We start from the raw sequence: 19,630 nt of genomic DNA on the forward strand, positions 1-19,630 counted from the left end.
AAGGGTGCCCTTCCTCACCCTCCGGTCCCGGAGCCGTCCGGTGCCCCGGACGTCGCCCGTTACGCTGCTCGGGTGCCGCCGACAACACGCCCCACCCCGAGCGAGAACCCGGTCGCGGCGGGGCGACCCGGCATCGGGGCCCGCGCTCTCGACCTGACCCGACGGGCACTCGGTCTCGACCGCCCGAGCCCCCGGGCCGACGTCGCCGTGGTCCTGCACGGCGACGAAACCGAAGGCCGTGGGCTCGACGCTGCCGAGACCACCCAGCTACACCGGATCCGGCTCTTCGGCGCGACCGGCGCAGTCCTGATGGCCGTCGGCGCACTCGGCGCCGGCGCGCAACCGGTCCTGCAGAACCCCGTGCAGGGTGTGCGCGGGCTCGGCCTCGCGGCGCGGATGCCCAGCGCCGCGCTGACCGTGACCATGACGGGCATCGTCCTCGTGGTGCTGGCCTGGCTGCTACTCGGCCGTTTCGCGATCGGCCGACGTGATCCGGACGGTCAGCCACGACGGCTGACGCGGTCCCAGCTCGACCGGACGCTGCTGCTGTGGATCGTGCCGCTCGTCGTCGCACCGCCGATGTTCAGCAAGGACGTGTACTCCTACCTGGCGCAGAGCGAGATCGCGGCGCGGGGACTCGATCCCTACGCGATCGGTCCGGCCGGCGCGCTCGGTGTCGATCATGTTCTGACACGCACCGTGCCGAACATCTGGCGCGACACCTCCGCGCCCTACGGTCCGGCGTTCCTGTGGCTCGGCGAGAAGATCGCCGCGCTGACCGGCGACAACATCGTGGCCGGAATCTTCGTGCACCGCCTGTTCGCGCTGGTCGGCGTCGCCCTGATCGTGTGGGCCCTGCCCCGGCTGGCACGACGCTGCGGTGTCGCCTCGGTCAGCGCGTTGTGGCTCGGCGCTGCGAACCCGCTGTTGCTTTTCCACCTCGTCGCCGGTGTCCACAACGAAGCCCTCATGCTCGGTGTCATGCTCACCGGCGTCGAACTGGCGCTGCGCGGTGTGTACGCGGACGGGAACTCGACGCGGGGTCGTGCCGTGGCCTGGATCGCCGCGGGTACCGCCCTGATCGCACTGTCCGCGATGATCAAGTTGCCGTCGCTGCTGGCCCTCGGGTTCGTGGGCATGGCACTCGCGCGGCGCCGGGGAGGCAACTTCCGGGCCGTGGTGACCACGGCGGTGATGCTCGGGATCGGTGCGGCCCTGGTCATCGGTGTCGTCAGCTGGGGCAGCGGACTGGGCTGGGGTTGGACGCAGACGCTCGGCACCGCAACCGAGGTGCGCAGCTGGATGTCGATCCCCACCCTTCTCGGCATGGGGACCGGCCTGGGCGGGGTCCTGCTCGGTCTCGGCGACCACACGACGGCCGTGTTGTCCATCACACGTCCGATCGCCGCACTCGTGGCCGCCTTCATCACGGTGCGGATGCTGCTGGCAACCCTGACCGGCCGGATCCATCCGGTGGGCGCTCTCGGCGTCTCGCTCGGTGCGATCGTGCTGCTGTTCCCGGTCGTGCAGCCCTGGTACCTGCTCTGGGCTGTGATTCCCCTCGCAGCGTGGGCGACCCGTCCGATCTTCCGCATCCCGACGATCGCTTTCTCGTCGGTGGTGAGCGTGATCCTGATGCCCAACGGCGGCGAATACCAGCCGTTCATCATCGTGCAGGCGGCCATCGCCACCATCGCGGTGGTGGGTCTGCTCATCGTGGCGACCCGCAACGTTCTGCCGTGGCGGGGTGAGGAGCGCGCACCGGCGCGTCCGTCACAGACCGCGGACGCCTAGGCTGGAACCCTGTGACCCCGAGTTCTCCCTCCAGCGCCGTCCCGGCTGTGCGCCTGGACGGCGTTGTAAAGACCTTTGGGGGCGTCACCGCAGTGGATCACCTCGACCTCACCGTCGAGCGTGGCAAGGTGCTCGCCCTGCTCGGCCCCAACGGGGCCGGGAAAACGACCACCGTCGAGATGTGCGAGGGATTCGTCACCCCGGACTCGGGCTCCGTCCGGGTGCTCGGACTCGACCCCGTGGCCGACTCCGACGCGCTCCGGCCCCGCATCGGGGTGATGTTGCAGGGCGGCGGCGCCTACCCGGGATCCCGGGCGGGCGAGATGCTCGATCTCGTGGCCGCCTACTCCGCCGATCCCCTCGATCCCGACTGGCTGCTCCAACGCCTCGGCCTCGACGAAGCGCGGCGTACCCCCTATCGCCGGCTCTCCGGCGGTCAGCAACAGCGGCTCGCGCTGGCGTGTGCCCTCGTCGGCCGACCGGAACTGGTGTTCCTCGACGAACCCACGGCCGGTCTCGACGCGCAGGCACGCCTGCTGGTGTGGGAGCTGATCGACGCCCTGCGCCGCGACGGCGTGAGCGTGTTGCTCACCACCCATCTGATGGACGAAGCCGAGGAACTCGCCGACGAGATCGTGATCATCGATCACGGCCGGGTCGTCGCGGCGGGAACTCCGGAAGAGGTCATGCGCACCGGCGCTGAGGGGCAGTTGTGGCTGACCGCGCCGCCGGCCCTGGACGTGGCGCCGCTGCAGGCGTCGCTGTCCGGCGTCTGCCGGGTTCGGGAGGCGCTGCCCGGCCGCTATCTGGTCGAAGGCGCGATCGACCCCGACGTGGTCGCCGCGACGGCACAGTGGTGCGCGACGCTGGGTGTGCTCGCCACCGAGATCCGGGTGGACCAGCGCAGCCTCGAGGACGTGTTCCTCGAACTGACCGGACGGGAGCTGAGAGGGTGAGCGTGACCCACGACCGACTGGCGAACAACCGATTCGCCGAGGGGACCTTCACCCCCCGCCCGACGCCGAACGCGCCGGCGAAGATGCTCGCAGCGCAGACACGCATGGAACTGAAACTGCTGTTGCGCAACGGTGAGCAGTTGCTGCTGACGATGCTGATTCCGATCACGCTGCTGATCGGTCTCACGCTGCTGCCCATCGCCGAACTCGGCGAAGACCGTGCGGCCCGTGTGCTTCCCGCCGTGATGATGGTGGCAATCATGTCGACCGCGTTCACCGGTCAGGCAATCGCCGTCGGATTCGACCGCAGATACGGTGCATTGAAAAGGATCGGCGCGACCGCACTCCCGAAGTGGGGCATCATCGCAGGTAAGAGCGGTGCGGTCGGACTTGTAGTGGTGATGCAATCAATTCTGCTCGGAGGTATCGGGGTCGCACTCGGATGGCGGCCCAGCCTCACCGGACTTCTCGTGGGTGCCGTCGTGATCGCACTCGGAACGGTGATGTTCGCGACTTTGGGTCTACTCCTCGGCGGCACGCTGCGCGCCGAGATCGTTCTCGCCCTCGCCAACGTCGTGTGGTTCGTCCTCCTCGGCATCGGCAGCATCGTGCTGCTCGACGACGTGGTCCCCGATGCGGTGCTGCACGTCGTGCGCCTCGTGCCCTCGGGCGCGCTGACGCTGGCGCTCGACACCGCCGTGGCGGGCGGCGTGGACTGGCTGTCGATCGCTGTGCTGGTGGTGTGGACCGCCATCGGAGGCGCCGCCGCTGTGAAATGGTTCCGGTTCACCTGACCTACCGGTTCACCCGAACGTCACAGCACCCAACTACACGTCGTAGTGGACGACGCCGTAGCATCGGCACCGTGTTGTATCGCGGCTACCTGAGCCTTGTCGACCGTCTCCCCGTGCCGTCGCTCCGGGCGCAGCGGATCATCGCGTTCCTGACGATCCTCACCCAGGGCGGCATCGCAGTGACCGGATCCGTGGTCCGCGTGACCGCGTCCGGACTCGGCTGCCCGACCTGGCCCCAGTGCTTCCCCGGCTCGCTCGTCCCGGTCGGAGTGTCGAGCAACGTCCACACCCTGCATCAGATCGTCGAGTTCGGGAACAGGCTCCTCACGTTCGTCGTCGTCGCTGTCGCGGCCGCCATCGTCCTCGCGGTGACCCGGGCACGCCGTCGCAAGGAAGTGATCGCGTGGGCGTGGCTCATGCCCGCCGGCACCGTCGTCCAGGCCATCCTCGGCGGCATCACCGTCCTCGCGGGCCTGGTGTGGTGGACCGTCGCGATCCACATGCTCGCCTCCATGCTGATGGTCTGGCTCGCCGTTATCCTCTACACCAAGGTCGGCGAACCGGACGACGGAGTCGTCGTGCAGGTGCTGCCGCAGCCACTGCGCTGGCTCACCGCCCTGTCCGCCGTGGCGCTGAGCGGTGTGCTCGTCCTGGGCACCATGGTCACCGGGGCGGGACCGCACGCCGGTGACAAGAGCATCGACAACCCCGTGCCCCGCCTCGACCTCGACATCACCATGCTGGTGCATCTGCACGCGGAAGCACTCGTCGGCTACCTCGCGCTCCTCGTGGGCCTCGCGTTCGCCGTGTACGCCGTCCACGCCCCCGAGGCGGTGAAGACCCGGCTGAAGGTCCTACTCGTCCTCGTCGCCGCCCAAGCGGGTATCGGGATCGTGCAGTTCTGGACCGACGTGCCGGCCGTGCTGGTCGTGCTGCACGTCGCGGGCGCGGGAGTGTGCACCGCCGCCACCGCTGCCGTATGGGCCGCGGGACGGATTCGGACCGCCGCACCGGCCCCCGAGCCGGTCACGGTCTGACCCTTTTCTCCCAGACGACCAGGGGCCGTCCACATCGACGATGTGGACGGCCCCTGGTTCGTGTCGGACGGTGTCAGGCGTCGACCGCCTGTTCGTTGCGCGCCTTCGGGAACCGCGCCTGGCGGGCGACCCAGCCGGCCATCTTCTTCCAGTGCCCGGGCGCCGGGTTCACGATGCTCGTCAGCTCCCGGTCCCACTCGGAAGCGACGGTGACATCCGGCAACGCGTCGATGACGGCGTGGGCGGTCGGCAGGTCCTTCGCGACCCGGTCACCGAGGGTTCCGTCGGCGGCGACGACGGTGACCCGGACCCCGGACCGGCCGATCGGCTGCAGCACGGCCTTGCCGGAGCCACCGTGCTCGGCGACGAAGGTGCGAATGGACGAGACGATGGCGGCCGGTGCGGCCGCGACCTCTGTTTCGGCGCTCATGAAAGCAGAATACTGTGACGGAATGCGCGCAATCGAAGTGGCACAGTTCGGCGGCCCCGAGGTACTCGTTCCGGTGGAACGTCCCGACCCGCAACCCGGTCCCGGCGACCTGCTCGTCCGCACCGACGCCGTGGGCGTGAACTTCATCGACACGTATTTCCGCACGGGCATGTACCCCACCGATCTGCCCTACATCCCGGGTTCCGAAGGGACGGGCACGGTCGTCGCGGTCGGTGAGGGCGTCGCCGACGACGTGATCGGCACCCGAGTCTCCTGGTGCGCTGCCCCCGGTTCGTACGCCGAACTGGTACGCGTCCCGCAGGACGTTGCGATCCCCGTTCCGGACGGAGTGCCCGCCGAACAGGCAGCCTCCGCACTGCTCCAGGGCATGACCGCGCATTACCTGATCGAGTCGCTGTATCCCGCCCGGTCCGGGGACACGGTGCTGGTCCACGCCGGCGCCGGTGGCGTGGGCCTGCTGCTCACCCAACTGGCGACGGCGAAGGGGGTGCGCGTGATCACCACCGTCTCGTCCGACGCGAAAGAAGCACTGTCGCGCGAGGCGGGTGCCGCCGAGGTGCTGCGTTACGAAGACGACATCGCGGCCCGCGTCAGGCAGCTCACCGATGGCGAAGGCGTCGCCGCCGCGTACGACGGGGTGGGTGCGGCGACGTTCGAGGCGTCCCTGGCCTCGGTCCGGATCCGGGGCACCGTGGCACTGTTCGGTGCCGCGAGCGGACCGGTTCCTCCGTTCGATCTGCAGCGTCTCAACCCGGCCGGTTCGCTGTTCGTCACCCGGCCCACCCTCGCGCACTACACACGCACGCGTGAGGAACTGCTCTGGCGGGCCGGAGACGTGTTCGCGGCGATCGCCGACGGCTCACTGAACGTCCGCGTGGGCGCGACCTATCCCCTGGCGGACGCCGCGCAGGCGCACACCGATCTCGCGGGCCGCGGCACGACCGGGTCGGTCGTCCTGCTCCCCTGAGCCGCACCGCAGAAGCGACGACGCCCCCGTTCCGGTGAGGAGCGGGGGCGTCGTCGTAGCGCGGAGACGGAGGGTCAGAAGAAGGACCCGATCGTCGGCAGAGCCAGCACCGAGTCGACGGCCAGCCCGAGGCAGACGAGCGCGAGGTAGTTGTTGGACTGCAGGAACAGCTTGAGCGGCTTGACCGAGGCGCCACCCCGCACGCTGTTGTAGAGCTGGTGCGCGACGAACAGGAACCACGCGCCGGCGAGGACCGCCACGACCGCGTAGACGATTCCGGCGGCAGGCACGATCACCAGCGTCGCGAGGACGGTCGCCCAGGTGTACAGCAGGATCTGCTTGGTGACGTGCTGCTCTGTCGCGATCACGGGCAGCATCGGCACGCCGGCCGCCTTGTAGTCCTCCTTGTACCGCATCGCGAGTGCCCACGTGTGCGGAGGCGTCCAGAAGAAGACGACGAGGAACAATACGACCGGTTCCCAGCTGAGGGATCCGGTGACCGCGGCCCAGCCGACCATCACGGGCATGCAGCCTGCGGCGCCGCCCCACACGACGTTCTGCCAGGTACGGCGCTTGAGCACCATCGTGTAGACGAGGACGTAGAACAGGATCGTGGCGACGACGAGCAGGCCCGCCAGCAGGTTCGCCCGCCACCACAGCCACGCGAACGACGCCACGCCGAGGAGAACACCGAAGACGAACGCATTGCGGGTGGGCACGGTCTGGCGCGCCAGCGGGCGAAGCGCGGTGCGCTTCATCACCTTGTCGATGTCGGCGTCGACCACGCAGTTGAGGGAGTTGGCGCTCGCCGCACCCATCCAGCCGCCGAACAGGGTGCTCAGGATCAGGACGATGTCGACGTGGCCACGATCGGCGAACAGCATCGCGGGGATGGTCGCGACCAGCAGCAACTCGATCACGCGCGGCTTGGTGAGGGCGATGTAGGCGAGGACCTTGCCCGAGATGCGTCCCCACGTGGTATCGCGACGGGGAGCACCCGGTGCTTCGGGGGCGCCGAAGCCGTGTCCTCCCGGCCGTTGCCCTGCCCGCACTCTGTCTCCTTGCACCACGCGAATCCGCACTTTCGCTCGCCCGTTCACGGTCGCCCGGTTCCGGACGCTCCCTACTACTACGAACGATGGTAGACGGCAGAGACTCGCCGACCGAATCGACCCGCTCCCCCGCGCGCACTAGTCTTAAGGAGCGCGCGGGCCATACTCTGCCGCAGCCGCCCCGTACATCCCATGTCAGGAGAATTCTGCTCGTGTCGATCACAGACGAGATCCGCACCCTCACTCAGCCGGCGCATCCGGCCGACTGGACCGACCTGGACACCAAGGCAGTCGACACGGCGCGCGTGCTCGCCGCCGACGCGGTGCAGAAGGTCGGCAACGGGCACCCCGGCACCGCGATGAGCCTCGCTCCGCTGGCGTACACCCTCTACCAGCGTGTGATGCGGCACGACCCCACCGACCCGAAGTGGGTCGGTCGCGACCGCTTCGTGCTGTCGTGCGGCCACTCCAGCCTGACCCTGTACATCCAGCTGTACCTGTCGGGATACGGCGTCGAACTCGCCGACCTCGAGGCGCTGCGCACGTGGGGCTCGCTGACCCCGGGACACCCCGAGTACGGGCACACCGCGGGCGTCGAGATGACCACCGGACCGCTCGGCCAGGGCCTCGCGTCCGCCGTCGGTATGGCCATGGCCGCCCGTCGCGAGCGCGGCCTGTTCGATCCGGATACCGCTCCGGGCGAGAGCCCCTTCGACCACTTCATCTACGTGATCGCTTCCGACGGTGACATCGAAGAGGGCGTCACCTCCGAGGCCTCGTCGCTCGCGGGCGTGCAGGAACTCGGCAATCTGATCGTCTTCTACGACGCCAACAAGATCTCGATCGAGCACGACACCACGATCGCGCTCGGCGAGGACGTGGCGAAGCGGTACGAGGCGTACGGCTGGCACGTGCAGACCGTCGACGGCGGCGAGAACGTCACCGGGATCCTCGAGGCCGTCGAGGCCGCCAAGGCGGTCACCGATCGCCCCTCGCTCATTTCCGTGCGCACGATCATCGGCTATCCGGCTCCGACCAAGATGAACACCGGCGACGTGCACGGTGCTGCTCTCGGTGTCGACGAGGTCGCCGCGGTGAAGAAGGTGCTCGGCTTCGATCCCGAGAAGAACTTCGACGTCGATCCGGCTGTGATCGAGCACGCCCGCGGCGTCATCGAGCGCAACGCCAAGGCGCGCGAGGCATGGCAGGCCGACTTCGACGCGTGGGCTCGGCGCGAGCCCCAGCGCAAGGAACTGTTCGACCGTCTGTTCGCGGGTGAGTTCCCGGAGGGCTGGGTCGACGCCCTGCCGCTCTACGATCCCACCGACAGCGGTCCCGCGACCCGCAAGGCCTCGGGCAACGCGCTCGCGACCCTCGGCCCGATCCTGCCGGAACTGTGGGGCGGCTCCGCCGACCTCGCCGGCAGCAACAACACGACGATCCCCGGTTCCGATTCGTTCGGTCCGGCGTCCATCTCCACCGACGACTGGACGGCCCAGCCGTACGGACGCACCCTGCATTTCGGTATCCGTGAGCACGCGATGGGCTCGATCCTCAACGGCATCGCTCTGCACGGACCGACCCGGGCCTACGGCGGGACGTTCCTCGTGTTCTCCGACTACATGCGGCCCGCAGTGCGCTTGGCCGCGCTGATGCAGACGCCGGCCATCTACGTGTGGACCCACGACTCGATCGGACTCGGCGAGGACGGCCCGACGCACCAGCCGATCGAACACCTCGCCGCGCTGCGCGCGATCCCCAATCTCGCGGTGATCCGTCCGGCGGATGCCAACGAGACGTCCTTCGCGTGGAAGTCGGCTCTCGAGAACAAGACGGGCCCGACCGCACTGGCACTCACCCGCCAAAACGTGCCGGTTCTCGAAGGAACCCGGGAGAAGGCCGCCGAGGGTGTCGCCCGCGGCGCGTACGTACTGTTCGAAGCCTCCACCGGGACTCCCGAGGTCGTGCTGCTCGCCACCGGATCCGAGGTCGAGCTGGCGGTCGCCGCCCGCGAGACCCTCGAGGCCGACGGTGTGCCCACCCGGGTCGTCTCGGTGCCGGTACTCGACTGGTTCCTCGAGCAGGACCAGGCCTACCGCGACGAGGTACTCCCCCCGTCGGTCCGTGCCCGCGTCTCCGTCGAAGCCGGTCTCGCGTTGCCGTGGTACCGGCTCATCGGCGATGCCGGCGAGGCCGTGTCGCTCGAGCACTTCGGCGCTTCCGCCGATTACAAGACCCTGTACCGCGAGTTCGGAATCACCGCAGAAGCCGTCGTCGACGCTGCGCGCCGCTCGCTGACCCGAGTGAAGGGATGATCGGATGACTTCACAGACCACCGCACAGAACGAAGTGCTCGCTGAGCTCTCCGCACAAGGGGTGTCGGTGTGGCTCGACGACCTGTCGCGGGAGCGGATCGAGTCCGGCAATCTCGCCGATCTGATCGCCACCCGCAGCGTGGTCGGCGTGACCACCAACCCGTCGATCTTCCAGGCGGCGTTGTCCAAGGGACACGCGTACGACGCGCAGGTTCGTGACCTGGCGGCGGGCGGTGCCGACGTCGAGGAGACCATTCTCGCCGTGACCACCGACGACGTCCGGTCGGCGTGCGACGTGCTCGCCCCCGTGTACGAGGCGACCGGCGGACTCGACGGCCGTGTGTCGATCGAGGTCGATCCGCGTCTCGCCCACGTCACCGACGAGACCGTGGCGCAGGCCAAGCAACTGTGGCAGGTCGTCGACCGCCCCAACCTGTTCATCAAGATCCCCGCGACGGTCGCCGGACTTCCGGCCATCGCCCGGGTGATCGGCGAGGGCATCAGCGTCAACGTCACGCTGATCTTCTCCGTCGAACGGTACGAGCGGGTGATCGAGGCCTACCTCGACGGGCTCACCGCGGCCAAGGCTGCCGGCCACGACCTGTCGAAGATCCATTCGGTGGCGTCGTTCTTCGTTTCCCGCGTCGACACCGAGATCGACGCGCGGCTCGAGGCAATCGGCACCGACGCGGCGCTGGCGTTGCGTGGCAAGGCGGGCGTCGCGAACGCCCGGCTGGCGTACGCCGCCTACCGCAAGGCATTCGAGTCGGGTGCACGCTTCGAACAGCTCGCCGAGGCGGGCGCGAATGCGCAGCGCGCGCTGTGGGCGTCGACCGGTGTGAAGAACCCGGAGTACTCCGACACGATGTACGTCACCGAACTCGTGGCTCCGAACACGGTGAACACGATGCCGGAGAAGACGCTCGAAGCGGTCGCCGACCACGGTGTGATCACCGGTGACACCGTGACCGGCAACATCTCCTCGGCTCAGCAGGTCTTCGATGCGCTCGACGCGGCGGGAATCGACCTGCCCGACGTGTTCCGCAAGCTCGAGGAAGAGGGCCTCGAGAAGTTCGAAGCGTCCTGGAGCGAACTGCTCACCGCTACCTCGGAGCAGCTCACCGCCCACGCGCCCGGCGCGGAGGGCTGAACGTGAGCGAACCCGGTACGGCGGAGTGGGCGAACCCGCTGAGAGACAGCAGCGATCGCCGGCTTCCTCGCATCGCGGGTCCGTGTGCTCTCGTCATCTTCGGCGTCACGGGCGACCTCGCCCGCCGCAAACTGATGCCGGCCGTGTACGACCTGGCCAACCGAGGGCTCCTGCCGCCCGGATTCGCTCTCGTCGGCTTCGCCCGCCGCGAGTGGGACGACGCCGAGTTCGGTGAAGTGGTGCACGACGCGGTGCGCAACAACTCGCGCACCCCGTTCCGCGAAGAAGTCTGGCAGCGGCTCGCCGAGGGCATCCGTTTCGTCCAGGGCACGTTCGACGACGATGCCGCGTTCGCGGAACTCGCCGAGACGCTCCACAAGCTCGACCAGGAGCGGGGCACCGGCGGAAACCACGCGTTCTACCTGTCGGTGCCGCCCGATGCGTTTCCCGTCGTGTGTGGGCAACTGGCCCGCTCGGGTCTCGCATCGGCGCAGGGCGACACGTGGAGCCGGGTGGTGATCGAGAAGCCGTTCGGTCACAACCTCGAAAGTGCTCGTGAGCTGAACGCGGTCGTCGGCGAAGTGTTCTCCGAGGATTCGGTGTTCCGCATCGACCACTACCTCGGTAAGGAAACGGTTCAGAACATCCTGGCGCTGCGGTTCGCGAACCAGTTGTTCGATCCGATCTGGAACGCGCACTACGTCGACCATGTCCAGATCACGATGGCCGAGGACATCGGTCTCGGCGGCAGGGCGGGTTACTACGACGGGATCGGGGCGGCGCGCGACGTCATCCAGAACCACCTGTTGCAGTTGCTCGCGTTCACCGCGATGGAAGAGCCGATCAGCTTCGCGCCGTCCGAACTGCGCGCCGAGAAGATCAAGGTGCTGTCCGCGACGCGCCTGGCCGAACCCCTCGACGAAACGACCGCTCGTGGTCAGTACTCCGGTGGGTGGCAGGGCGGCGAGCGGGTCGTCGGACTGCTCGAGGAGAAGGGATTCGCGGCGGACTCGACGACCGAGACCTACGCGGCGATCACTCTCGAGGTCGACACCCGGCGCTGGGCAGGTGTCCCCTTCTACCTGCGCACCGGAAAACGGCTGGGCCGCCGGGTCACCGAGATCGCCGTGGTGTTCAAGCGCGCACCGCACCTCCCGTTCGACACGACGATGACGTCGGATCTCGGGCAGAACGCACTCGTGATCCGGGTGCAGCCCGACGAGGGTGTCACGATGCGCTTCGGGTCGAAGGTACCCGGCTCCGAGATGGAGGTGCGCGACGTGAGCATGGACTTCAGTTACGGCCAGGCGTTCACCGTGTCCTCTCCGGAGGCCTACGAACGGCTGCTGCTCGATGTGCTGCTCGGTGAACCGTCGCTGTTCCCGGTGGACGAAGAGGTCGAGTTGTCCTGGAAGATCCTCGATCCGGTTCTCGAACACTGGGCTGCGAAAGGCCGGCCGGAGCCGTACGAAGCGGGCGGCTGGGGTCCGCCCTCGTCCGAAGAGATGCTGCGCCGATCCGGCCGGGAATGGAGACGGCCGTGAGACTGCAATTGCGCAACACCTCCGCGGTGGATGTCAGCAAGAAGCTCGTCGAATTGCGACGGACCGGCGGCATCGTCACGCAGGGCAGGGTTCTCACGCTCATCGTGTGCGCCGGCGAAGCACGCGGCATCGAGGCGGCGATCTCGGCGGCGACCGACGCCGCGCGTGAGCACCCGTGCCGCGTCATCGTGGTCGGGCGCGGTCGCGCCGAAGGTCCGTCCCGTCTCGACGCGGAAATCCGCGTCGGTGGTGAGGCCGGTGCATCCGAGGTGCTGATCCTGGCGCTTCACGGCGAACTCGCCGAGCATCAGGAGTCGGTCGTCGTGCCGTTCCTGCTGCCCGACACGCCCGTCGTCGCGTGGTGGCCGAGCCAGGCGCCTCCGGTCCCCGCCAAGGATCCCGTCGGCAGGCTCGCCGTTCGACGGCTCACCGATACGACGAACGCACTCGATCCGCGTGCCGATCTGTTCTCGCGGTTGTCCGGGTACACCCCCGGCGACACCGATCTGGCGTGGGCACGGATCACCTATTGGCGTGCACTTCTGGTGTCGGCGCTCGAGCAACCGCCTCACGAGCGCGTCGTTTCCGCGCACGTCTCCGGTCTGCAAACCGAACCTGCGATCGACCTGCTCGCGGGTTGGCTCGCGAGCCGCCTCGACTGCCCGGTGCTGCGCGCGACCGGCGAACTGCGCGTCGAACTCCGCACGACCTCGCAGACGATCGTGCTGGGACGTCCCCAGGAAGGGCGCGTGGCGACACTCCAACGAACGGACAAGCCCGCGTCGTTGATCACCCTGGCCCGGAGGGATTCCGCCGAGTGTCTCGCCGAGGAGTTGCGCCGGCTCGACCCCGATGTCATCTACGAGGCCGCACTGTCGGCCCTGCCGAAGGTGGATTATGTCTGAATCCGTCAGCGCCCCGACCGAAGTGTTGACCTTCGCCGACGCGGACGCCGTCGCACGGGCGGCGGCGAAAGCCTTCGTCGACGCCGTGGTCGCGGCGCAACGCGAACGCCTGCAGGCCCATGTGGTCCTCACCGGTGGCGGGACGGGCATCGCGGTGCTCGAGCACGTCGGCCGCGAGCAGGGCGGGATCGACTGGTCGGCGGTGAACGTGTACTTCGGCGACGAGCGTTTCCTCCCGCCGGGCGATCCCGACCGCAACGAGGTGCAGGCCCGGGCCGCGTTGCTCGACCACGTGCCGATCGACGAGGCACGTATCCACACGATGCCGGCACTCGGCGAGGACGGGTGCGCAACACCGGCCGAGTCCGCGGAGCGTTACGCCCGGCGTCTCGCGGCGCAGTCCGCCGACGGGTCGGTACCGGACTTCGATGTGCACCTGCTCGGCATGGGGGGCGAGGGGCATATCAACTCGCTTTTCCCCCACACCGACGCGGTGCGTGAATCGGCGCGTTTCGTGGTCGGCGTGGAGGATTCTCCGAAGCCGCCTCCGGCACGGGTGACGCTGACGTTGCCCGCCGTGCAGCGCGCCCGTCAGGTGTGGTTGCTGGTCACCGGGGAGAACAAGGCCGACGCGGTCGCCGGTTCGATCGCGGGGGCAAGCCCCGAGGACATTCCGGCAGCGGGGGCCCGCGGGCTCGAACGCACCGTGTGGTTCGTCGATCCGGCTGCGGCCGCGGGGCTCCCGAAGTCCTGAGCCGCCGGCCACGACGTGTGCCGCGGGGTACTGCGTCACTGCGTCACTGCGTCACCGAGGATCGCTGTCGCGGTCGGACTCGTCCGCCGGAGTCCGGGGCGTACCGTCGTCGGTGCCCTGCCGGACGCACCGGAATCTCACCGACGAGCGAGGGCCGCGCGTCGTGCGTGCTGCGGTGAGCCGGGGACGTCCGGGGACGCATCGCGTCGTTCGTGGGTCCATGCGGGTGGGCTCCTCCCGTGGTGGGCCGCTTTCGTTTCCGGCCCTTGTCACGTTCGACGCACCGCCGGGCGCGTAGGTTCCCCGTCCAGGAAATCGGACGGTCGCACACGCCCGGCGCTGCAGCCCAGGACCGTCCTACAGTCCCCGCGCGATGACTGCCTCGGTGACGCGATCGTCGATCGACGACACCGGATTCTCACGCCCGACCCACGCTTCTCCGCCGAAGTACTTCTCGATGATCTTCTCGGCCGTCCGGGTGGCGACCGCCTGCGTGGTCAGGGTCGGGTTCGGCCCACCGAGACTGTTGGGGAGGGCGGAGTTGTCTGTGATGAAAAGCCTTTTCACCCAACGTGATTCGGCATCTGAGTTGAGCACCGAATTGTGCTCGTCGAGTCCCATCCGCATGCTCGACTGCGAATGCAGGATCAACGGCGGCCAGTCGCAGCGGTGCACCGACTTCGCGCCCGCCGCCCGCATCAGTTCGACGGCCTTCCGGGTGGAGTATTCGCGATTGCGTTTGGTGCGCGCCGATCGATTCCGGTGGGCCATCGTGATTTTCGGCGCGAGCCCGCCCTCGCTCGGAAGCAGCACGGGCGACAACGTCACCCGATTCTCCGGTTCGACGTCGTCGTCGGTGATGACGAGTGCCGCGAGCACCCGGTCGGTGTCGGACATCGTATTCAGGAGATCGCGCCCCACGAGCCTTCCCATGGTGTCCGCTCCCGCGGAGTCGACCACGCCTCCTGCTCGTCCGTAACCGTTGATCCCGGAATCGCTGAAGTTCAGTGCGTACGCGATGAGCGCGGGCGGCAGACCGAGTTGCTCGACCCCGCCGTAGCCGGGCAGGTCGACGCGCGCATTCGAACCGGGTCCCCTCGTCTCACCGGTGTATTCGTCGAAGACGCCGAACACGCCGTCCATGTGGTGATCGGTCAGACCACGGCCGACCCATCCGTTCGGGTTGGGCAGACCGGAACCGAGCCACAGACGCGGTGACTCGATGCATCCTGCGGCAAGCACGACGACGGGGGCGGTGGCCTCGTGCTCCGCGCCGTCGGCGGTGGTGGTGAACCGCACCCCGCGCGCAGTGGTCTCCCCGTGAACCTCCTCGAAGAGGACCTTCGTGACGACGGCGTCGGAGACGAGCGTGACGGCACGGCCCTGGGGCGACCAGGCGTCGGCGGTGAGCATCATCGGAACGTACGAATTGTCCGTCGACCGTTTGGCTTTGAGATTCCGCGGTGCGCCGAGCGGGAGGTAGCACCCCTGGTAGCAGTGGCCGCACATGGTGCATCCGCGCGCGTCGGGATAGTGCAACTGCGCGGGGTCGCGGGTGCGGCCCGCGGTTCCGCCGGGCTGCAGGATGGCGTTCTGCTGCGCGCGGTAGGACGGTCCGGTGGTGTCGAGCGTGGTCTGATGCGTCAGGCCGAGTGCGGCGGCGCCACGGAGGAACACCTGTTCCTTGGCCCCCATGGGGGCCGTCTGCACCGGAAGCGTCGCCTCGACCCACTCGTAGTAGCGCCGTAACTCCTCGTACCCGAACGGGAACAGGTGCGCGGTGTCGTACATGTCGCGGTCGGGCGCGTCGTAGCCGACGAAGGCGCCGGCCGCCGCGCGGGGGGAATTTCCGAAGAAGTGCAGGGTGGTGCCGCCGACGCCGGCGACCTGCCAGACATACGACTGCTGGGGGACGTCCCGCAACCACGGCGTACGGGATCGGTCACCGGGGCCCTGCCGCAGAAATCCCGTGATCGGGTTGTTGGCGTCGTCTTCGAAGTGGGTCCACTCGTTCTCCGGGTCGATGAAGCGTGGTCCGGCTTCGAGCACGAGGACATCGAGTCCGCGCGCCGCGAGTTCCTTCGCCACGACCGGGCCGCCGCCACCCGATCCCACCACGATTACGTCGGTCATCTATGCCTCCACCTTGTCGATCCCGCGGTAGTACCCGATCACTTCGTCCCATCCGTCGCTCGGACCGGCGTAGTTGCTCAGGTCCCAGCCCACCGGACGGCCGGTCGTCTTCCTTTCGATCCGGTCGAACGCCGACACCTCGGAGAAGGCGGCGAACGCGGCGAGAGTCGGCACGGAGTTCACCACGAACCGGATGATGAAGTTTTCGAAGCGCGGGTCGGTGTCGAGCCACTCGAACACGAGCGCCTTCTTCGCATGGTCCAGGTTCGCGAACGGCGCCGCGAAGGGCCCGTTCGCGGCATTGGGATCGGCGGTGGCCGCGAAAATGTTGAGCAGCACCGCAACTCCCGCAGCGCCCGGGAGCGGAACTCCGGCCCCGCCGAGCAGCGGAATCGCGAGCGCTCGGTCGAGAGTCAGTTCGAGGGACGCGGCAGTTCCCGGAGTCACTCCCCCGGGCCGGTCGGTGGCCACCCCCTGGTGCTGGGAGTACGGGTCGTTCCCGGGCACGACGAACGAGAGCAACCCGTTTATGGTGTCGCGAATCGGTGGCGCCGGCGCCGCAGGCTGAGCACCTGCCGTGGGAACACCCAGCGTGCTCAGCGCGGCGAGCGCAGCTCCGCCCCCGATGAATCCGGTCAGAAACTGTCGGCGGTTCCACGAACCGTCGTGTGCACAGTTCACGTTCGTCCCCTCGTCGGTGAAATGCAACTGACGGGAGTGTACGGACGAACCGGTCGAAATCCCGGGAGGTCGGTACCCCCGGAAAAGGCGCGAATGCGACGTCCCGTTCGCGTCCGGACGCCGAACGGATCCATCACACTGGCAAACGAAGACGAGGGGAGCAACCGATGAGCATGCCCACGACGGTCATGGGAGAGGTACGGCCGGAAAGCGATTGCCCGCAGGACGCGTCGCTGGTCAGGCTGGTTTATCGCCGCAGTTTCGCGTTGCCCCCCGACGAGATCTGGCACGCGCTCACCGACCCGCGGCAACTGTCACGGTGGTACGGCACCTTCACCGGCGATCCCGCCACGGGGCACGTGCGGCTGACGATGACCGACGAACACGATTCGGCGACCGCCGACGTTCGGATCCTCCGGTGTACTCCCCCGGCCGGGTTCTCGCTGGAGGTGGACGGCTGGTTGCTGACGGTCGCCCTGCGCGCGGTGGGTCGTGTGACCACACTCGACTTCACGCACTCTCACGTGCCGCGATCAGAGGCCGGGGAGATCGGCCCGAGCTGGCAGTACTACCTCGATCGCCTGGACGCTGCTCTCACCGGCAGTCCCCTGCCCCGGTGGAGCGATTACCTGTCGCTGGTCGACGAGTACCGGTGACCGGCCCGCGCCGGATCGGGGGTCACAGGATCATCGATTCACGGGTCGCAGCAGGTCCGGTGTGTTGTTGCGAGGCGAGTTGACCGCGGTACTCACCTCGTAGGGTTCGAGATGGGGTTCGGGGATCGAGTTCAGCAGCGCATCGACGTCCTCGCGGGCGGTGAGCGTCGTGTCGAGCCACGGGTCGACGAACGTGGCCGGGAGGACGACGGGTGAGCGGTCGTGGATATGCCCGGCAGCGTCGGTCGCCGGGCGGGTGAGCACCGTGCAGGTCCACAACCACCGTTCCGGGTCGTCCTCGGGCAGTTCGGGATTCGGCCACAACTCGTAGAGTCCGGCCATGGAGATGGGCGCGTCCCCGTGCAGGAAGTACGGGATCTTCTTCCCCTCGTCGTTTTTCATCCACTCGTAGTATCCGTCGGCCGGGAGTATGCAACGCCGCCGGGCGGCAGCGGCCTTGAACGCCGGTTTCTGCGTGATCGTCTCCGAACGCGCGTTGATCATGTGCGCACCGATCTTCGGGTCCTTCGCCCAGGACGGGACCAGACCCCAATGGAGCCGGGACGAGACCAGGCGCACCGGATCGCCATCGGGGTCGTCGCGCGGAGTACGCACGAGCACGGCGTTGACCCGCTGGGTCGGGGCGACGTTGTACGACGGTGGCAACTCCTCACCGACCGCTGCCGCCGCGTCGTAGGTGGCGAGCAGGTCGTCCCGGGTACTCGTGCTTGCATAACGTCCACACACGAAGACATCACCTCTCTGCTTTTCCGCCTCTGCGCTTCCCGCCTCTCAGCTTCCCTCACTGTCACCCGGATCCCTCGTCGAACGAGGACAGACGGGCGCGGACACGGCGGCGTTCCGGCTCGGTGCCCGCCAGACCCGATGCCCGCCGGAACGCGCGCTCGGCGTCGGCGTCACGGCCGAGCCGGTCGAGGAGGTCGGCGCGGGCCACGTGGTACGGGTAATGGTCGCGAAGGACCGGTTCGTCTGCCAGGGCGTCGAGCAGTTCCAGGCCCGCTGCGGGTCCGTCGCGCATCGCCACGGCGACAGCACGGTTCGCGGCGACCAGCGGCGAGGGTGCGAGTGCGAGGAGTACCCCGTAGAGCGCGACGATCTGCGGCCAGTCCGTGGAGTCGACGTCGGGCGCTTCGTCGTGCAGGGCTGCGATTGCCGCCTGCACCGCGTACGGGCCCGGTGGTCCGCCGGACAGCGCCTCGACCACCAGCGCACTTCCTTCGTCGATCATCTCCCTGTCCCACCGGGTCCGGTCCTGGGCGTCGAGGAGCACGATCTCGCCGGCTGAGTCGGTGCGGGCGTCGCGGCGCGCGTGGACGAGGAGCACGAGTGCGAGCAACCCGGCCACCTCGCGTTGCGCGGGCATGAGCCGGCGCAGGATCCGGGCCAGCCGGATCGACTCTTCGGCCAGATCCGGCCTTTGCAGATCCGTGCCGCTGCTGGCGGCATATCCCTCGGTGAAGATCGAGTACAGCGCGCTGAGCACGATGGGTAGCCGCTCTTCGAGCTCGTCGGCGCGAGGAACCCGGAACGGTATCCGTGCACCGCGGATCTTCTTCTTGGCCCGCACTATTCGTTGCGCCATGGTGGCGTGGGGAACGAGGAACGCGCGGGCGACCTCGCTGGTGGTGAGCCCGCCGAGGCACCGCAGGATCAGCGCGACGCGGTCGTCGGCCGCCAGTGCAGGATGGGCACAGGTGAAGAACAGTTCCAGTCGTTCGTCGGGCAACTCGTCGCGGGGTGGTACCGGGGAGCCACGACGCTCGGTGTCGATCGCGAGCTGAGCAAGCCGTTGCGCGTAGGTGCGGTCCCGTCGCACCCGGTCGAGCGCACGGCGGCGGGCGGTGGTGAACAGCCACGCTCCCGGCCGGTCGGGCACCCCGTCGACCGGCCAGTGCACGAGCGCGGCCTCGAGCGCATCGGATGCGGCTTCCTCGGCGAGGTCGAGATCGCCGAAGCGGTGTACCAAGCCGGCGAGGAGCCGGCCGTGCTCCTCCCGGAACACGGCCTCGGCCGACACACCCGCATCCACGGTTACTCGCCGAACTCGGCGATCGGCCGCACGACGACGGTGCCACCGTCGCGAGAACCCGGGCACCGCGCCGCCCAGTCGATGGCCGAGTCCAGGTCCGGCACATCGATGACGTCGTAGCCTCCGAGCACCTCCCGGGTTTCGGCGTACGGCCCGTCCGTCACGGTGCGGCGTCCGTCGTCGCCGACCCGGACGGCGGTCGCGGTGACGAGGTCCTGCAGCGCATGGCCACCGACCAGCACCCCGGCATCGCGCATCGCCTTCTCGTAGTCCTGCCAATCCTGGAAGGTGCAGGTGCTTTCCTCGGTTGCGGATGTGTAGATCAGCAACATGTACTTCATGATCGTCTCCTGTCGTCGGTCGTACAGCGGTTCGCCGTACGTCATGACGA

The 19,630-nt window shown here is 68.5% G+C and carries 18 protein-coding genes; 11 read left to right on the forward strand and 7 right to left on the reverse strand.

What is annotated here, in order from left to right:
• The first annotated feature begins 72 nt into the window (after positions 1–72).
• The 4 genes from mptB (at position 73) to AC0B44_RS15525 (ending at position 4,581) form a co-directional block, all read left to right on the forward strand.
• The gene (gene mptB / locus AC0B44_RS15510) at positions 73–1,794 is read left to right on the forward strand and encodes a polyprenol phosphomannose-dependent alpha 1,6 mannosyltransferase MptB (protein WP_471903735.1); all 1,722 of its coding nucleotides are present in this window, start codon (positions 73–75) and stop codon (positions 1,792–1,794) included.
• 11 nt (positions 1,795–1,805) lie between these two features.
• Positions 1,806–2,750: an ABC transporter ATP-binding protein gene (locus AC0B44_RS15515; protein WP_471903736.1), complete on the forward strand. Its 945-nt coding sequence runs from the start codon at positions 1,806–1,808 to the stop codon at positions 2,748–2,750.
• A complete protein-coding gene (locus AC0B44_RS15520) occupies positions 2,747–3,544 on the forward strand; it encodes an ABC transporter permease (protein ID WP_471903737.1) in 798 nt (265 codons plus the stop codon). The genes AC0B44_RS15515 and AC0B44_RS15520 overlap by 4 nt, the downstream gene beginning before the upstream one ends.
• A gap of 71 nt (positions 3,545–3,615) precedes the next feature.
• Positions 3,616–4,581: a COX15/CtaA family protein gene (locus AC0B44_RS15525; protein WP_471903738.1), complete on the forward strand. Its 966-nt coding sequence runs from the start codon at positions 3,616–3,618 to the stop codon at positions 4,579–4,581.
• A 73-nt stretch (positions 4,582–4,654) separates the two neighbouring features.
• Here the strand turns inward: AC0B44_RS15525 and AC0B44_RS15530 are convergent, their stop codons facing one another.
• The gene (locus AC0B44_RS15530) at positions 4,655–5,011 is read right to left on the reverse strand and encodes a hypothetical protein (protein WP_471903739.1); all 357 of its coding nucleotides are present in this window, start codon (positions 5,009–5,011) and stop codon (positions 4,655–4,657) included.
• Between the two features lie 22 nt (positions 5,012–5,033).
• Between AC0B44_RS15530 and AC0B44_RS15535 the strand changes: the two genes are divergently transcribed.
• Entirely contained in the window at positions 5,034–5,999 is a 966-nt protein-coding gene (locus AC0B44_RS15535; protein WP_471903740.1) for a quinone oxidoreductase family protein, read from the forward strand.
• A 74-nt stretch (positions 6,000–6,073) separates the two neighbouring features.
• Here the strand turns inward: AC0B44_RS15535 and AC0B44_RS15540 are convergent, their stop codons facing one another.
• Positions 6,074–7,051: a heme o synthase gene (locus tag AC0B44_RS15540; protein WP_471903741.1), complete on the reverse strand. Its 978-nt coding sequence runs from the start codon at positions 7,049–7,051 to the stop codon at positions 6,074–6,076.
• A gap of 212 nt (positions 7,052–7,263) precedes the next feature.
• Here AC0B44_RS15540 and tkt point away from each other — a divergent pair, with 212 nt between their 5' ends.
• Genes tkt through pgl form a run of 5 tightly spaced genes read left to right on the forward strand, consistent with a single transcriptional unit; the run spans position 7,264 to position 13,719 of the window.
• Complete coding sequence (tkt, locus tag AC0B44_RS15545; RefSeq protein ID WP_471903742.1) at positions 7,264–9,366, forward strand: transketolase; 2,103 nt, start codon at positions 7,264–7,266, stop codon at positions 9,364–9,366.
• A 4-nt stretch (positions 9,367–9,370) separates the two neighbouring features.
• Entirely contained in the window at positions 9,371–10,516 is a 1,146-nt protein-coding gene (tal, locus tag AC0B44_RS15550; protein ID WP_471903743.1) for a transaldolase, read from the forward strand.
• 2 nt (positions 10,517–10,518) lie between these two features.
• On the forward strand, positions 10,519–12,060 hold the full coding sequence (zwf, locus tag AC0B44_RS15555; RefSeq protein ID WP_471903744.1) for a glucose-6-phosphate dehydrogenase: 1,542 nt from the start codon (positions 10,519–10,521) through the stop codon (positions 12,058–12,060).
• Positions 12,057–12,965 carry a glucose-6-phosphate dehydrogenase assembly protein OpcA gene (gene opcA, locus AC0B44_RS15560; RefSeq protein ID WP_471903745.1) on the forward strand — a complete coding sequence of 303 codons (909 nt, stop codon included), beginning with the start codon at positions 12,057–12,059 and terminating at the stop codon, positions 12,963–12,965. The genes zwf and opcA overlap by 4 nt, the downstream gene beginning before the upstream one ends.
• A complete protein-coding gene (pgl, locus tag AC0B44_RS15565) occupies positions 12,958–13,719 on the forward strand; it encodes a 6-phosphogluconolactonase (RefSeq protein ID WP_471903746.1) in 762 nt (253 codons plus the stop codon). The genes opcA and pgl overlap by 8 nt, the downstream gene beginning before the upstream one ends.
• Positions 13,720–14,076: 357 nt before the next feature.
• Here the strand turns inward: pgl and AC0B44_RS15570 are convergent, their stop codons facing one another.
• Together AC0B44_RS15570 and AC0B44_RS15575 are read right to left on the reverse strand one after the other, a co-directional pair.
• On the reverse strand, positions 14,077–15,852 hold the full coding sequence (locus AC0B44_RS15570; RefSeq protein ID WP_471903747.1) for a GMC family oxidoreductase N-terminal domain-containing protein: 1,776 nt from the start codon (positions 15,850–15,852) through the stop codon (positions 14,077–14,079).
• Positions 15,853–16,533 (reverse strand): hypothetical protein, encoded by a 681-nt coding sequence (locus tag AC0B44_RS15575; protein ID WP_471903748.1) that lies wholly within the window; start codon positions 16,531–16,533, stop codon positions 15,853–15,855.
• A gap of 167 nt (positions 16,534–16,700) precedes the next feature.
• Here AC0B44_RS15575 and AC0B44_RS15580 point away from each other — a divergent pair, with 167 nt between their 5' ends.
• Positions 16,701–17,189 (forward strand): SRPBCC domain-containing protein, encoded by a 489-nt coding sequence (locus AC0B44_RS15580; RefSeq protein WP_471903749.1) that lies wholly within the window; start codon positions 16,701–16,703, stop codon positions 17,187–17,189.
• Positions 17,190–17,219: 30 nt separating this feature from the next.
• Here the strand turns inward: AC0B44_RS15580 and AC0B44_RS15585 are convergent, their stop codons facing one another.
• The 3 genes from AC0B44_RS15585 to AC0B44_RS15595 form a co-directional block, all read right to left on the reverse strand.
• Positions 17,220–17,936 (reverse strand): SOS response-associated peptidase, encoded by a 717-nt coding sequence (locus AC0B44_RS15585; protein WP_471903750.1) that lies wholly within the window; start codon positions 17,934–17,936, stop codon positions 17,220–17,222.
• Positions 17,937–17,997: 61 nt separating this feature from the next.
• Complete coding sequence (locus tag AC0B44_RS15590) at positions 17,998–19,227, reverse strand: RNA polymerase sigma factor (protein WP_471903751.1); 1,230 nt, start codon at positions 19,225–19,227, stop codon at positions 17,998–18,000.
• A 14-nt stretch (positions 19,228–19,241) separates the two neighbouring features.
• Positions 19,242–19,580 (reverse strand): YciI family protein, encoded by a 339-nt coding sequence (locus tag AC0B44_RS15595; protein WP_471903774.1) that lies wholly within the window; start codon positions 19,578–19,580, stop codon positions 19,242–19,244.
• Positions 19,581–19,630: the final 50 nt, after the last annotated feature.

The organism is Rhodococcus sp. NPDC019050 (assembly GCF_055664235.1).